The sequence below is a fragment of the Thalassospira indica genome (assembly GCF_003403095.1).
Taxonomy (GTDB): Bacteria; Pseudomonadota; Alphaproteobacteria; order Rhodospirillales; family Thalassospiraceae; genus Thalassospira; species Thalassospira indica.
The window spans coordinates 3,082,616-3,098,326 of the sequence record NZ_CP031555.1; the positions used below are offsets into that span (position 1 = coordinate 3,082,616).

12 protein-coding genes are annotated in these 15,711 nt (G+C 55.3%); 3 read left to right on the top strand and 9 right to left on the bottom strand.

The features are described from left to right. Nucleotides 1–17: 17 nt before the first annotated feature. The 7 genes from hscB to cysE form a co-directional block, all read right to left on the bottom strand. Nucleotides 18–638 carry a Fe-S protein assembly co-chaperone HscB gene (gene hscB / locus DY252_RS14595; RefSeq protein ID WP_082923554.1) on the bottom strand — a complete coding sequence of 207 codons (621 nt, stop codon included), beginning with the start codon at nt 636–638 and terminating at the stop codon, nt 18–20. A gap of 147 nt (nt 639–785) precedes the next feature. Beyond that, on the bottom strand, nt 786–1,127 hold the full coding sequence (locus tag DY252_RS14600; protein ID WP_064789792.1) for a HesB/IscA family protein: 342 nt from the start codon (nt 1,125–1,127) through the stop codon (nt 786–788). Between the two features lie 44 nt (nt 1,128–1,171). Continuing rightward, nucleotides 1,172–1,576: a Fe-S cluster assembly scaffold IscU gene (iscU, locus tag DY252_RS14605; RefSeq protein ID WP_064789791.1), complete on the bottom strand. Its 405-nt coding sequence runs from the start codon at nt 1,574–1,576 to the stop codon at nt 1,172–1,174. Nucleotides 1,577–1,650: 74 nt separating this feature from the next. Next, nucleotides 1,651–2,874, bottom strand: a complete 1,224-nt coding sequence (locus tag DY252_RS14610; protein ID WP_064789790.1) for an IscS subfamily cysteine desulfurase — start codon at nt 2,872–2,874, stop codon at nt 1,651–1,653. 28 nt (nt 2,875–2,902) lie between these two features. Beyond that, entirely contained in the window at nt 2,903–4,030 is a 1,128-nt protein-coding gene (locus DY252_RS14615; protein ID WP_064789789.1) for a cysteine desulfurase family protein, read from the bottom strand. Between the two features lie 49 nt (nt 4,031–4,079). Continuing rightward, complete coding sequence (locus DY252_RS14620) at nt 4,080–4,562, bottom strand: Rrf2 family transcriptional regulator (protein ID WP_008890645.1); 483 nt, start codon at nt 4,560–4,562, stop codon at nt 4,080–4,082. Nucleotides 4,563–4,636: 74 nt separating this feature from the next. Next, the gene (cysE, locus tag DY252_RS14625; RefSeq protein ID WP_081579304.1) at nt 4,637–5,356 is read right to left on the bottom strand and encodes a serine O-acetyltransferase; all 720 of its coding nucleotides are present in this window, start codon (nt 5,354–5,356) and stop codon (nt 4,637–4,639) included. Nucleotides 5,357–5,601: 245 nt separating this feature from the next. Between cysE and DY252_RS14630 the strand changes: the two genes are divergently transcribed. Next, a complete protein-coding gene (locus DY252_RS14630; protein WP_064789788.1) occupies nt 5,602–6,240 on the top strand; it encodes an alpha/beta hydrolase in 639 nt (212 codons plus the stop codon). A gap of 40 nt (nt 6,241–6,280) precedes the next feature. On the opposite strand, the gene DY252_RS14635 is transcribed toward DY252_RS14630, so the two are convergent. Beyond that, nucleotides 6,281–7,396, bottom strand: coding sequence for an anhydro-N-acetylmuramic acid kinase (locus tag DY252_RS14635; RefSeq protein ID WP_064789787.1), 1,116 nt, complete (start codon nt 7,394–7,396; stop codon nt 6,281–6,283). Between the two features lie 187 nt (nt 7,397–7,583). Here DY252_RS14635 and tyrS point away from each other — a divergent pair, with 187 nt between their 5' ends. Beyond that, complete coding sequence (gene tyrS, locus DY252_RS14640) at nt 7,584–8,837, top strand: tyrosine--tRNA ligase (protein ID WP_064789786.1); 1,254 nt, start codon at nt 7,584–7,586, stop codon at nt 8,835–8,837. A 77-nt stretch (nt 8,838–8,914) separates the two neighbouring features. Here tyrS and DY252_RS14645 read toward each other — a convergent pair whose 3' ends face one another. Further along, entirely contained in the window at nt 8,915–12,433 is a 3,519-nt protein-coding gene (locus DY252_RS14645; protein WP_064789785.1) for a YhdP family protein, read from the bottom strand. A gap of 264 nt (nt 12,434–12,697) precedes the next feature. Here DY252_RS14645 and DY252_RS14650 point away from each other — a divergent pair, with 264 nt between their 5' ends. Further along, nucleotides 12,698–15,673, top strand: a complete 2,976-nt coding sequence (locus DY252_RS14650; RefSeq protein WP_064789784.1) for a bifunctional [glutamine synthetase] adenylyltransferase/[glutamine synthetase]-adenylyl-L-tyrosine phosphorylase — start codon at nt 12,698–12,700, stop codon at nt 15,671–15,673. Nucleotides 15,674–15,711: the final 38 nt, after the last annotated feature.

Here is a 15,711-nt window from a genome sequence, read left to right on the forward strand (position 1 = left end):
CCAGTCTTTTTGTATGATCAGGCAGCGGCAAGGCGCGATTTCTTCGCGCGCGCTTCCTCGGTCATTTTCACGAGATACCTTAGACGGGTGGCCAGTTTCTTGGCCGCGTCATAGGATTTGTTGTCAAAGGCGGTGCCCAGTTCCTTTTCACAGGCACGGGCCTGTTTTCGGGTATCCTTGATCATCGCATCAATGGTGATTTTATCTGCCGCATCATCAAGGGCCTCGCGCATTTCCATGGCTTCCATCAGAAGCTGCGGATCATTGACGGTATGGCCCTCGCCGCCTTCGGGCTCGATGCCTTCGAGACGCAGCATGTAATGGGCCCGGGCCACAGGATTTTTCAGCGTCTCGAACGCTTCGTTCAGACTGGCAGCCTGTTGCGAGGAGAACGCCTGTTCCCGGCCCGATTTCGCAGCAAAGCGATCAGGATGCAGTTTTTGCTGCTGCTTCAGATAGGTGGCCTCGATCTCGTCAATATCGAGATCAAAAGACCGCTTAAGACCAAAGCGCGTGAAATGATCCAACTGGCCTGGGGGCTGAATGGCGTTGCAGGTGTCACAAAACAGTGCGCCGACTTCAACCGGTCCTTTGCACGACCAGCAAGCTTTGTGTGCGGAATGTTCCGTATTGCTCACGCGATGCACTTCCGAGGATTAAAAACAAAAAACAAATCAGTGTAAAAAAAGTGACCGGAATTTGGTCAGATCACCCTTTTCAGGCGATGGCCCCGGCGAGATCGCCAGGGCCATAACCATTCAGAAAGCAGGGAAAGCCCGGCCTGATCAGACGTGGAAGGATTCACCGCAGCCACAACGACCTTTTTCGTTGGGATTGCGGAATACAAAGCCTTCTTCCATCTTGTTGACCTCGTAATCCATCTCTGTACCAAGCACGAACATGATGGCTTTCGGGTCAATCAGGAGCTTCACGCCGTCTTCCAACTCGACCACGTCTTCGAAGCCAGTGGCATCGTCAGCATATTCAAGCGTGTAAGACAGGCCCGAACACCCCTTGCTGCGCACGCCAAGCCGGATACCGTGCGAAGGTTTCCCACGGCTATCAAGCAGCGCCTTGATGTGATCAAGCGCAACCGGTGTGACAGAAATCGGTGACGGCAGAGCCATTTTATTCTCCCAATATTCCGAAAACGATGGGAACGTGACGCTGCTTATTCAGCAGCGTCAACGTCCGCTGCGCCGTTTTTGGTTTTGTAGTCGCTGATGGCGGCTTTGATGGCATCTTCAGCCAGGATCGAGCAGTGAATTTTCACCGGCGGAAGTGCCAGTTCCTGCGCGATCTGGGAATTTGCAATCGAACCGGCCTCATCAAGAGACTTGCCCTTGACCCATTCGGTGATCAGCGAGCTTGAGGCAATCGCCGAACCACACCCAAAGGTCTTGAACTTTGCATCTTCAATGATGCCTTCCGGGGTCACCTTGATCTGCAGCTTCATGACGTCGCCGCAGGCCGGTGCACCAACAAGGCCGGTACCAACAGACGTTTCATTTTTGTCCATGGAACCAACGTTGCGCGGGTTTTCGTAATGGTCGATCAGCTTTTCACTATAAGCCATGATAGGAATCCTCCTAAAAGTCCTGTGTCTCTCTCACGAGATTGATTACGTCAAACGTTTGTTTTCGGCCGTGCTTAGTGTTCAGCCCACTCGATCGACTTGATGTCGATGCCTTCTTGCGCCATTTCCCAAAGCGGGCTCATTTCGCGCAGACGCTCAACTGCGGTGCAGATGGCATCAACGGCTTCGTCGAGCTCTTCCTTGGTGGTGTAGCGACCAATGCCGATACGAAGGGACGTATGTGCCAATTCCTCATCAACACCAAGAGCACGCAGAACATAAGACGGTTCCAGCGACGCCGAGGTGCAGGCAGAGCCTGACGATACGGCGATGTTCTTGATGTCCATAAGAAGGCTTTCACCTTCGACATAGGCAAACGAGATGTTCAGGTTACCGCTGACACGCTCATGCTCGTCACCATTGACATAGATGTCTTCAAGACGATCACGGAAACGCTGCAGGGTGTAGTCACGCAGCTTTTCGATGCGCGCGTTTTCTTCTGCCATTTCGTTGGACAGAATGTCACACGCCTTACCAAGACCCACAATCAGCGGGGTTGGCAGCGTACCCGAACGCATGCCACGTTCCTGACCACCACCGGTGATCTGGGCAATGACACGTACACGCGGGCGACGGCGAACATAAAGCGCACCAATGCCTTTCGGGCCGTAAATCTTGTGACCGGAAATCGACATCAGGTCGATTTTCATGTCATCAACATCAAGGTCGATCTTGCCAACCGCCTGCGCACAGTCGGTATGGAAGAAGACTTTGCGTTCACGGCAGATTTCACCGATTTCCTTAAGCGGCTGAATAACACCGATTTCGTTGTTTACACCCATGACGGACACAAGTGCAGTTTCGTCGGTGATGGCAGCTTTAAGTTCTTCAAGGTCGATCAGGCCGTTTTCCTTAACGCCAAGATAGGTCACTTTGTAACCTTCCTGCTCAAGGTGGCGGGCACTGTCGAGCACGCATTTATGCTCGGTCACGACCGTGATGAGGTGCGGCTTCTTTTTGCCATAGAACTTCATCACGCCCTTGAGTGCGAGGTTGTTTGATTCGGTCGCACCCGAGGTAAAGATAATTTCCTTAGCCGATGCGCCAATGATCTTGGCAATCTGGCCACGTGCAACTTCAACCGCGTCTTCTGCTTCCCAGCCAAAGCTGTGGTTGCGCGAATGCGGGTTACCGAATTTCTCGGTGAAGTATGGCAGCATTGCCTCAACAACCCGCGGGTCGGTGGGCGTCGTTGCCTGGTAGTCCAGATAGATCGGCTTTGCTTTAAGCTCGTTCATTTTAAAGGCTTCCTCACTCACTCTCTTGTCAGGCAGCGTGACGCGCTTTCTTGCGCGCTGCATTGCCCCTCATCCGGCTCCAAACTCGGACAAATGTATCAATATCGTCGTCGGTGCTTTCCAGCCCCAGACTGACCCGAATGGCCGAGCCTGGCTCGTCAACACCCATCTCTTTAAGTACGTGGCTTTCACGTACCTTGCCTGATGAACAGGCAGATCCCGAACTGATGGCCACACCTGCCAGATCCAGTGCCATGACCTGGGTTTCCCCGGGCATTCCAGGCAGGATCAGACAACTTGTATTCACCAGTCGATCCGTTCCCTTTGCGGCAATCAGAAGCTCTGGCGCCTCTGATGCCAATTCCGTTTCCAGGCGATCACGCATCTGCGCGATATCCGCCATCCTTGCCATGTTGGCCTCGGCACGTTTGGCCGCGGCATCGAAGCCAGCAATCCCGACAACGTTTTCCGTGCCACCACGGCGGTATTTTTCCTGCCCGCCACCCCGGATCTGGGGGACCAGCATCACGCCCGGCGCAATCGCCAGCGCGCCAATTCCTTTTGGACCGCCGATCTTGTGGGCCGAGATCGACACCATATCGACCAGCAAGCGCCCCATATCGACCGGCAACCGGCCCAGCGCCTGAACAGCGTCGCAATGGACCTTGGCACCATATTCACGCGCCAGCAGACCAACCTTGGCAACCGGCTGAATGACGCCGGTTTCGTTATTGGCCAGCATGACCGAAACCAAAACCTTTTGTCCGGCGTCCGATGCGTCTTTGAGCATCGCTTCAAGGGCATTCAGGTCAATCACGCCATTTTCATCCACCGGGATGCGTTTGGCGTCCGGTCTTGCTTCGATGACCGAAGGATGTTCGACCGCACTGGTAAATACGGTGACATCTTCCAACCCGTTCAGCGCCAGATTGTTGGCCTCGGTGCCGCCGCTGGTGAAGATGATCCGTTCTGAATCACCGCCCAGCAAATCGGCAATGGTGCGTCTGGCATGATCAACGATCTTGCGGGCCGCACGGCCACTGGCATGAACCGAAGACGGATTACCTGCAACATCCATCGCAGCGATCATGGCCTGCTTTGCATCTTCGCAAAGCGGCGCGCTGGCGTTGTAGTCGAGATAAACCTGGTCGGTCATCAGTTTAAAATCATCCTTATTCGCATCTGCCCTCGATATAGAGGACCAACTACTGTGCCGCAACCTGTGACGGCTCTTCGATCTGGGTCGTTTTACCCGGGAACGTCCGAAGCGTCCCCGCCACGTTGCGATCCACCACATCGGCAAGACTGACAGAGGCCAGATAAAGATAAATCTGGTTGCCGAGTTCTTCCCACAGTTCGTGGGTCAGACAACGGCCCTTGTTGGTCTTGCAGCCTTTGGGCGAACCGGACTTGCAACGGGTTGCACGGATTGGTTCATCAACCGCCAGAATGACATCGGCAACACGGGTTTCAGTGGCATTGCGTGCCAGCAAATATCCGCCACCCGGGCCGCGCACCGAACGGACCAGACCGCCCTTGCGCAATTTGCCAAACAGCTGTTCAAGATAAGAAAGCGAAATTTCCTGGCGGTCCGCAATATCTGCCAGCGCGACCGGTCGGTCCTTGCTGCTTTCAGCGAGATCGACCATCGCCATAACGGCATAGCGGCCTTTGGTACTCAGCTTCACGGTGCGTCCTCCTGCCTTGCTTTGGGGTTAACCCCGAGCGGGCTTTTCATTCATGTTGCGCGGTGGCGCGTATTCTATTCCGATGATGCGACGATACGCGGCTTTTCCGGTGTGGCGTCAGATGCAGCCTTTTCACCCTCAAGGGCGACCACCTTGTTGCGCAACGTTTCGACCTCACGGCCAAGTTCTTCAAGCGCACGGGCAACCGGATCGGGCAGATCGCCAAGCGGCGTACCATAGGCACAGAACCGGTCATCCTGTTCGCGGCGGACGATCTTGGCCGGGATACCGACCACGGTCGCACCCTCGGGCACTTCACCCAGAACCACGGCGTTGCCGCCAACACGTGCATTCTTGCGCACGGTAAATGGTCCAAGGATTTGGGCGCCGGACCCGACAATCACGCCGTCCTCAAGGGTCGGGTGACGTTTCAGGCCGCGCTGGCCGTCGCTGTTAACACTTGGCGATGTCCCACCAAGGGTAACGCCTTGATACAGTGTGACATCATCGCCAATCTCGGCGGTTTCGCCGATCACGACACCCATGCCATGGTCAATAAAGAAGCGCTTGCCAATCGTCGCACCCGGGTGAATTTCGATACCGGTCAACCAGCGCAAAATCTGCGACAGGAAGCGTGCCGTCAGGCGAAAACCGCGCTGCCACAGCCAATGTGTCCCGCGATAGCCCATGATCGCATGAAACGCCGGATAGCTGATCACGACTTCCCAACGGGATCGCGCCGCAGGGTCACGGGCGATCATCGCGTCAATTTCCTGACGAATTAGCTTGAACATGGGGCGGTCCACTGTGTAATTAGTACCTTCGATTCCCGGCAGCCACGCCCAGCCCCGTCCTTGCACATAAGCAATTGTCGGGTTCGACAGGCACCATCGGGTTAGCCGGAATATAGGATAACCGAGTAACTTGGTCAAGTATTTGCCCAAAGCAATTTATGCGCAAACACGAAAAAACTTACAAAAACACTCGGATATTTTTGTTACACACATCTTTCCATTCGTGGACAGGAGCAGTCTGATCCATGCCTGAGGTCATTTTTAACGGCCCCGAAGGTCGCCTTGAAGGTCGCTACCACCATAACGGCGCTGACGATTCGCCCATCGCACTTATCCTCCATCCGAACCCGCAACAGGGTGGCACAATGAATAACAAGTTGTGCTTCAACATGTTCAACATGTTCAAGGATCGCGGCTATTCCGTCATGCGGTTCAACTTCCGTGGTGTCGGCCGCTCGCAAGGCGTATTCGATCAGGGGATCGGTGAACTGTCTGACGCGGCATCCGCGCTTGACTGGATGCAGACCTATAACGCCAATGCGCGCGCAACCTGGGTTGCCGGTTATTCGTTCGGTTCGTGGATCGGCATGCAGCTTTTGATGCGCCGTCCGGAAATTGACGGATTTATTTCGGTCGCAGCCCCGGCAAGTGAACAAGACTTCACCTTCCTTGCCCCCTGCCCGTCATCCGGCATCCTGATCCATGGCACGCAGGACACCAACATTCCGGTCGCCTCGGTCAACAAGCTTGCCGACAAGCTGAATGCCCAGAAAGGCATTGAAGTTGATATGTGCGCGATTGACGGTGCCGATCACTATTTTGCCAAACAGCAAGACGAAGTGATCAAGCACTCGATTGCTTATCTGGACAAGCGCGGTGCTTAAACCGCCAGCAGCCTGAACACACAAGTAAAGGGCCGCCTGATCAGGCGGCCTTTTTTGTTGGATACAGCTTGCCGCCACAACAGGGCTCTGGCACGCCCGTGGTTCCCGGGAAGCTGAGCGGCAAGTCGCGCAAATGGCGCACAGCAAGGAAGCCAAAACATTCGGCCTCCACCGCATCACCATCCCAATCAAGCACGTCAACAGATTGCACCGGCACCCCAAGACGGGTTGCGAGTGTTTCCATGATATAATCGTTATGACGCCCGCCACCGCAGACAAACCAGCCTTTGGGCGCAGTCGGCAGATGGTTTACACCGGCAACGATGGCCGCCACCGTGCAATTGGCAAGCGTTGCCGCCCCGTCAGACACATTAAGCTTGGCCTCAACCACCAGCCCGTCAATGCGGGCCGCCATATCTTCGCGGTCCAGTGATTTGGGCGGGATGCGGTCAAAATATGGGTCTTCAAGGAATTTGACCTCGACCATCGGGTCACCGGTGCCCGAAGCCGCCGTTGCGCCGTTCAGATCAACCGGATTGCCGGTATGGCGCAACATCCAGTCATCAATCCGCGCATTGCCTGGCCCGCAATCAAAGGCCAGCAATGCATCGTCGCCGTCGATATATGTAACATTGGAAACCCCGCCGATATTAAGAACTGCCACGGGCAACTCAACACCAGCACTTTTGATCAGGGCAGCGTGATAGACAGGTGCCAGTGGCGCCCCCTCCCCGCCAACGGCGACATCGGCCAATCTGAAATCGGCCACCACCGGGATACCGGTTTTTTCCGCCAGCATATGCGGTGTTCCGATCTGGCGCGTCAGGCCCGATGCCGGTTCATGAAACACGGTCTGCCCATGGAAGCCAATCACGCCAATATCGGCGGCCGACATAGCGGATTTATCCATCAGCATATTAACAGCATCAACATGCACCTGTGTCAGATCGTCGGCAACCACATGTTCAGTATTGGTCGCGCTGCGATTACCGAAACATGCCCGCATGCGTTCGCGCAACTCCGGCGCATAAGGCACAAAAACCGATTGCCCGGTGCGGCGTACTTCGATGCCATCGGTTTCAATCAGGGCTGCGTCCACCCCGTCAAGAGAGGTGCCACTCATCATGCCGATTGCTGTTATCCAGCCGTGTGTCATGTCGTGCTCCGTGCGCGATCGCTGTTGGTTTTGAGCAGCCTAAAAGGAAATTATCGCGAATTCGTTACCCGTATGGCAGATCTGTTCGCCGATGCGTTGCCGAGCGGATGTTTTCTGTGCTAGATCATCGCCTCCGCACCAATTGGCGGATCAAATTTTCTATCACAACCAACATAGCGCAAAAACCATGACTGAACTGAAGTCTGATTTTCTCCGCGTCATGAATGACCGCGGTTACATCCACCAATGTACTGATCTTGAAGGCCTTGATGCCTATGCATCGGAAAATACGGTGGTGTGCTATGTGGGTTATGATTGCACCGCAGACAGCCTGCATGTCGGATCGCTTGTGTCGATCATGATGTTGCGCTGGCTGCAGAAAACCGGCCACAAACCGATCGTCCTGATGGGCGGCGGCACCACCCGCGTTGGTGACCCGACCGGCCGCGATGACGCGCGCCCGGTTCTGACCGATGAAATCATCGAAGCCAACATGGCCGGCATCAAAAAGGTGTTTCAGCAGTTCCTGACGTTTGGCGATGGCCCGACTGATGCGGTCATGGTCAACAATGCCGACTGGCTGGACAAGCTGAACTACATCGAATTCCTGCGTGATTTCGGTCGCCACTTCTCGGTCAACCGGATGCTGGCCTTTGACTCGGTCAAGCTGCGTCTGGAACGTGAACAGTCGCTGAGCTTCCTTGAATTCAACTACATGATCCTGCAGGCTTACGACTTTGTCGAACTGAACCGCAACTATGGCTGCACGCTTCAGATGGGCGGATCGGACCAGTGGGGCAACATCGTCAATGGTGTTGAGCTTGGTCGCCGCGTTGATGAGAAATCGCTGTTTGGCCTTACCACACCGCTGATGACCACGGCATCGGGTGCCAAGATGGGCAAGACTGCGGCCGGTGCAGTTTGGCTGAATGAAGAACGTCTGTCGTCTTATGACTACTACCAGTTCTGGCGGAACACCGAAGATGCCGACGTGATCAAGTTTATGCGTCTGTTCACCGAGATGTCGCTCGATCAGATCGAAGAATACGCCAAGCTTGAAGGATCGCAGATCAACGAAGCCAAGAAAGTTCTGGCATTCGAGGCGGTCAAACTGTGCCGCGGCGAAGAAGCAGCCCTTGCGGCGGCTGAAACTGCGCGCAAGACCTTTGAAGAAGGTGTTCTGGCAGACGATCTCCCGACTGTGGAAATTGCCAAGGCCGAACTTGATGCCGGTATCCCGGCCTTTGATCTATTCCGTCGTGCTGACCTTGCCAAATCGGGCGGTGACGCACGTCGTCTGATCAAGGGCGGCGGTGCCAAGATTAATGACGAAAAGGTCAGCGATGAAAACGCCAATATCACCGCCGATGCGGTAAATGCAGATGGCGTGATCAAGGTATCTGCCGGCAAGAAACGGCACGTCCTGATCAAGCCGGTCTGATCAAAGAAGACCAAGCATAAAATCAAAAAGCCCCGCCGAGTGATCGTTCGGGGCTTTTTTCGTAACTGGTTGCCGACTTAGCCCGGCTCGGCACCGGTGATCAGGTTGCGGAACACGCCAGGCACAAAGGTCGATAGCGGATTGACCGTAATGCTGGGGTCGTTCAGATCGCCTTCCACTGTGTAGGTCGGGGCAAATATGCCACCGCCCTCTTCGCCGACCAGAATATCGCCCAGGATCGGAATGGCACCCAGTGCGGAATTCAGCGCGTAAATCGGCACAATTGATCCGGCCAGTCGGATTTCAGATTTGGCCAAATCAATCGACCCATTGGCGGTGACCCCGACGGCTGCGCCGTTTGCCGCCACCTTTGACAGTGACAGCACATCATTCACATAGGTGAAGTCGCCGTTCATTTCGCTAAAGGCGATACCATTGCCTTGCAACACATCGCCAAGCCCGGTCAGCGACGCCGCACTGAGCACGCGGGCCGCAATCGGCGCATTGACCACACGGAATTCATTGACCGTGACCTGACCGGTGAACGGTTGGGCGATATCGCGTTCATCGACAGTGCCTTCAATCGTCAGGCGTCCGCCCAGAAGATTTTCATACATATCGACCGCACGCAGGAAACGCCCGGCATCCTCGCTGGTCATTGTGACCTTGCGGGTCCGGGAGTCTTCGCGGGCGACTTGCACGAACACATTGGCACGGTCACCGAATGCACCGTTCAGAACAAGGCGGTCCCATTCCTGCCCAACCGTATGGATCGATCCGCGCAGGTCGGCCAGAAGTTCGCCGTTGGCCATCACCATTTGTTCGATATTCAGGAACACTTCGGTGGTGCCGCCGGTCCGTTCGGCACGTTCGCCAATGCCACCGGTATTCGTTTCCGACGCGGCTTTGCCTGCGTCATCATTGCTTTGTTCGTCACCGACGATCCAAGGGGTCGCGATCAATTGACGTGCCGAGATTTCCAGTTCGCGCTTGTCGGTTTCCTGACGCAAGGTGATCTTGCCATCATTTAGCAATGGCTCAGCCCCCTTAAGCAGGAAACCGCCAGCTTCAAGCGTCACAAGATAGCTCTGTTCATCCGGTTCGCCGTCCGCGGGCATTTCACCGGATGCGTCATCTTCAAGGAAGGGACGCAAATCGAATTGCGCACCCCGCAGATCGACCAGCAATCTGTCGCCTTCTTCCATGCGAATGGTGCCAGCAAGATCGATATTTTCGCGAAAACGGGTGTCTTGCAGCTCGACAAACCATTTGTCGGCCATGGCGTTATCACCGCGCCAGTTGCCACGGCCTGTTACCTCAAGGGCGGGTGCGCTCAGTGCGAAACTGTCAAGTACCCCGCCGCCATCAAACCGCACGGCAATATCAAACTTCGCCGCAGCATTTGCACCGGGCTCCTTGCGATATCCCACTTTTTCAAGCGGAACCGAAATCGCCGAATTGGTCAAATCAACATCACCGACCAAACGGACCTGATCCGAGCCGACGCGGATATCAAGATCCCCCTTAGCCATCCCTTTCAGGTAGGGGCCGGGATCAAGTTCGATATCAGGCAACACGGCAAGGTCAAGATCGCCCGATAGTTTATAGCGGCTTCGGACCTCAGCCTCTTGCGCAAAGGTTTCGACCCAGTTGATGTTGGTCTTGCCGTTGCCAATCGTGGCCGTGCCGCCAAGTTCAAGCCCCTTGGTGTTGACCTGTAGTTCAAAGCTGCCCGCGGTGACATCCATGCCGCGAAACGCACCAACGATCCCGGCCTTTTCAATGCGTGAAGCCGCTGCTACATCAACATCATCAAACGTCACATCGCGAAGCAACGGGAAATGCAGGCGCACACGGGTTGCCTGTTCGCCACTGATCTGGGCCGGGTTGATGCCAAGCCGCGTGGCAAAGCCAAGCGGTTTTGCCTCGATCAGTTCAAGTGCCTTGCGCGCACTGCCCTGTGCGACGATTTCGATATCGGCATAGGGGGTCGGTTCATCAAGTTTGGTGAAAATGATGCTGGCATCGGTTACCTGAATGCCATCGGCCTCGCCGGTATTCACATAGATGCTGAAACTGGTTTCATCAAATTCGGCACGCCCGGCAGAATTATGCACTTCCGGCATTTCACCAAGATAATGCACGGTCACACCCGACATCGTCATCTGACCACCAAGATCATCAACAATGAACTCGCCCGCATCGTCCTGGCGCAGTTCGGTGTGCAAGGTTGCCTGATGAACAATCCCCTCGGACAGGTTGGTAACAACCCAGGTCCGCGCATCCACACCGACCCCTTCGGGCCAGAGACGATCCAGATCGTTGGTTGCGACGTTCTTGGCGGACGCATCAAGATTGACCTGCCACTGCCCGAACGGGTCAAGCACGACGCCCTGAAGTTTGGCGGATGCATCACCAACATTCAGCACAACATCATCAATGCTGAACCGACCGAGCACATAGCTTGTGACAATCTGTCCGTCCGAAACCCGATAGGTCGCCCGTATTTCGTCGGGGAAGGTGATCACCCCACTGCCAACTGACAGGTCCGTGGCCGCCGAAAGCAATTCGCCATTCGCATCAAAGCTTGCGCGCAGCTTTCCGGAAACCGGGACATAGGCATCGCGCAATTGTTCAAACAGATCCGAGATGCTGACAAGATCAGCAAGCTGCACCTCGCCAATTTCAGCTTCAAGGTCGACCTGATCGGTTTCGATACTGTAATCGCCGGTGACGCGCACCTGGGTCGATATATCCCCGGCACTGACCTGCATCGAGGCTTCCGCACCGATCCCGAAGGCCCGGCGTGACAACAGGATATCAGCCTGCGGTGCCGCCCAGGTAATGCCGATCTTGTCATCGCGCACTTCAAGATCGGCATTCACCACCCCGAAACTTTCGAAATAGGCCGCCGCCGGGATATCTGTGCGTTCGCCCGAAAGAATGGCAAACACATCCTGCAGGACCGTATTGCCGGAACGTTCGACAGTTTCGGTCTCATCCGCAGTGTTTTCAGGTTCTGGCGCAAGTTGATCGGCATTCACGCCCGGTGCATCGGGGAGCTCAATCGTAACCGAGGCCCCGCGCCCCTTGTCATAACTTTGCCCGGTTGCCGCACCGTCATCGCTGCGCGTATTTTCCGACTGGTTTGTGACATCTGCGGCGGTTTCTTCGGCGACATAGCCGACATCAATCGTGCCATCGGCCCGCCGTTCAAGGCGAATGCGCGGGCCGATCAGATTAAGCTCGCGCAGGGCAAGCACGCCTTCAAACAGCGCCTTGCTGGAAAACACGACATCGGCTTCGGGGACGTGAAGCATTTCCTGATCATCAGGGCCAAAAATGCTGACGTCACGCAAACCGACATCGAACTTTTCGTCCCAGCCACGCCAGCGCAAAACGACGTCGCCGATTGCCAGACGGTTATTGCCCATCGATTTGTTGAGATGATCAACCAGATACGGGGTCAGACGATGCAGGGACACAGGTTCCTGAGACAGCCGCCAGATCGTGACTGCTGCAAATACGCCGACAAACAGGACGATGGCTGATAAAGTCAGCGCCAGCCATCCGGCAAAGGTCTTAACGTGGCGCACTCATTTTACCTTGTGTTCCCGATGTCATATGCAGCGATATCAATAACTTCTCTTGTCTGGCATGGTTGTCGATGGATCATTGGATCCTAAAATACCAGACAGTTATTGATCTATACCCCTTTTTGTCCGATCACAGAAAAGCTAGAAACATATAAGTCATCCTGTTGATCAGGACGTCCTACTCCTTGCAGAGATTATGCAATCAGGCTCAATCCTTTGCATAGCGCGGTTTGTGACCATTTCGCAATACAAGGAACGCAAAAAGTGTCTCTTTCCTGGATTTCACAGGACCTGCCCAAAGCCTTTGACGCCGACCGTGTGACCAATGCGCTAGAACGCTGGAACACATTGGCGGGTCGACCAGCGTTTGAAAGCCTGTCAGACAAAATTGGCGAGATTGCGTCCAATCCCCAAAAACGTGCGGTTCTTGAAGCGCTTTTTGGTAACAGCCCCTATCTAACCAATCTGTGCCTGCGCGATCCCGATACGGTCTGTGACGTGTTTGACAGCGGCCTTGATCAGGCATTTGCCAACGCGCTTGAGCCCGTGAAAGTCAGTGCGAATGCAAGCGACCTTGATCAGACGACCACCATGGCGACTGTCCGTCACGCCAAACGCCGAGCGGCACTGGTTATCGCGATTGCCGATATCTGCAAGGCCTGGAAACTTGATCAGGTCACATCGGCAATCAGTAAAACGGCAGAATACACCCTTGATTTCACCATGGCGCATTGTCTGTCCGCCATGGCGCGGCTTCGTAAATATGACCTGCCCAACCCGGAAAATCCGCTTGAGGGATCCGGGATCTTTGCGATTGGGATGGGGAAACTCGGCGCCGGGGAGCTGAACTATTCATCGGATATCGACCTGATCTTCCTCTATGATCAGGATGTGGTGACCTATATCGACCCCGATCGCATTCATCAGGATTTGGTGCGGATGGTGCGCGATATCACCCGGATCATGGAAGAACGCACGGGCGACGGATATGTTTTCCGCACTGATTTGCGCCTGCGTCCGGACCCGGCATCGACCCCGCCGATCCTGTCGATGATTGCGGCTGAAACATACTATGAAACCGTCGGTCAGAACTGGGAACGTGCGGCCATGATCAAGGCCCGCATTGTCGGCGGCGACCGCGTTTCGGGCAATGAATTCCTTGAAATCCTGCGGCCCTTTGTCTGGCGCAAGCATCTTGATTTCATTGCCATTCAGGACATTCATTCGATCAAGCGCCAGATCAACGCCCACAAGGGCGGCAGCAAGATCAATATCCCCGGTCACAATATCAAACTTGGTCGTGGCGGCATCCGCGAGATTGAATTTTTTGCCCAGACCCAACAACTGATTTGGGGCGGACGCGAGATTGCGCTGCGCGGCAAGGCGACCTGCGACACCTTGCGCACATTGACCAAGTTCGGTCAGGTATCTGAGCAAGTCCGCGATGAAATGCTAGCCGCCTATGATTTTCTGCGCACGGTCGAACACCGCCTGCAAATGATCAATGATCAACAAACCCAAACTCTGCCCGATACCGATCAGGGATTATTGGCACTGGCGACCTTCCTTGGCTATGAAACGCTTGATGCCTTCAAGGCGGACTTGCTGCTGCATCTGCGCAATGTTGAAAACAACTATGCCGAATTGTTTGAAGACGACACGACCCTTGCCGGTGCCAGTGGCAACCTTGTCTTCACGGGCACCGAGGACGATCCGGAAACCCTGGTCAATCTGCGCGAGATGGGCTTTGAGAATGCCGAAAACGTCTCGGTCACGGTGCGGGGCTGGCATCATGGTCGTTACCGGGCAACCCGATCACGCCGGGCGCGTGAAATCCTGACCGAACTGATGCCGACCCTTTTGGCAGCACTTGGTAAAACAACCAATCCGGACATGGCATTTCGTGCCTTCGACGACTTTCTCAAAGGTCTGCCGGCCGGTGTGCAGTTGTTTTCGCTGTTTACCGCACACCCGCAATTGCTTGAACTACTCGCCCAGATTGCCGGCACCGCGCCGCGCATGGCGAAATATATCGGGCGTAATGCCGCGGTGCTTGATTACGTATTGATGTCGGGCTTCCACGAAGAACTGCCTGATGCGGATGCAATGCTGGCGGAACTTGATACCCGCCTGTCGCGCGAAGACATGGTCGAAGACTGGCTGGATGCCGCGCGGCGCTGGGCCAATGACCAGAAGTTCCAGATTGATGTGCAAACCATCCAGAACCGTCACACCCCGCACGAAGCTGGCCGTGCATTGGCCGATGTTGCCGATGTTGCCATTCGCGCACTTTTCCCGCGTATTGCCGACGATTTTGCTGCCAAACATGGCTCGTTTGCCGATGGCGGGCTTGCGGTGTTTGCACTGGGCAAGCATGGCGGGCAGGAACTGTCCCCCGGGTCCGACCTTGATATGGTGTTCATCTATGAGGTGCCCGAAGATGCCGAAGAGTCCGATGGCGAAAAACCATTGTCGCCCGGACACTATTTCATCCGGCTCAGCCAGCGTTATATCAACGCCCTGTCGGCCCCGACCGCCGAAGGGGTTCTGTTTGAAACGGACCTTCGTCTGCGCCCCAGCGGATCCAAAGGGCCGCTTGCGACGCATTTCAAAAGTTTCGAAACCTATCAGAACAACGAAGCCTGGACGTGGGAGCACATGGCGCTGACGCGCCTGCGTGCGGTTTATGGCCCCAAAGCACTGTGTGACAAGGTCTTGGCCACGACCAACGACGTGCTGTGCAAACAACGTGATCCGGAAAAACTGGTGAGCGAAGTCTATGATATGCGCAACCGGATGGAGGCTGGCAAAGGCGACAACCACCCGTGGGCAATCAAGATGCGCCGTGGCGGGTTGGTCGATCTGGAATTCATTGCGCAATATCTGCAACTGCGCCACGCCCACGACCACCCGGAGGTCCTGTCACCGACAACCCGCGAGGTTTTCAAAAATCTGGCGACGGTGGGGATCCTTGATGGCGAAGAGGCCGAGTTTCTGGCCAATTCCGCATCATTCTGGCTGGCCTTGCAGGCGATGTTGCGCCTGACGACCGAGGGCCCGTTTGATCCTGAAAAAGCCAGCGAGGATTTGCAAAAAATGCTGGCAAATGCCGGAAAATGTGATGATTTCGCAAGCCTTCAGGACAAAATGGAAATGACTGCAACCCGCATCAAGGAGATCTATGATCGCGTGGTTGCAGCCCCCGCGGAAAAGATTGCGCCAACAGATGCGCCGCAATGATCCAAGCCCCCTTGCCATCCTTATAAGGCTTTGTATTT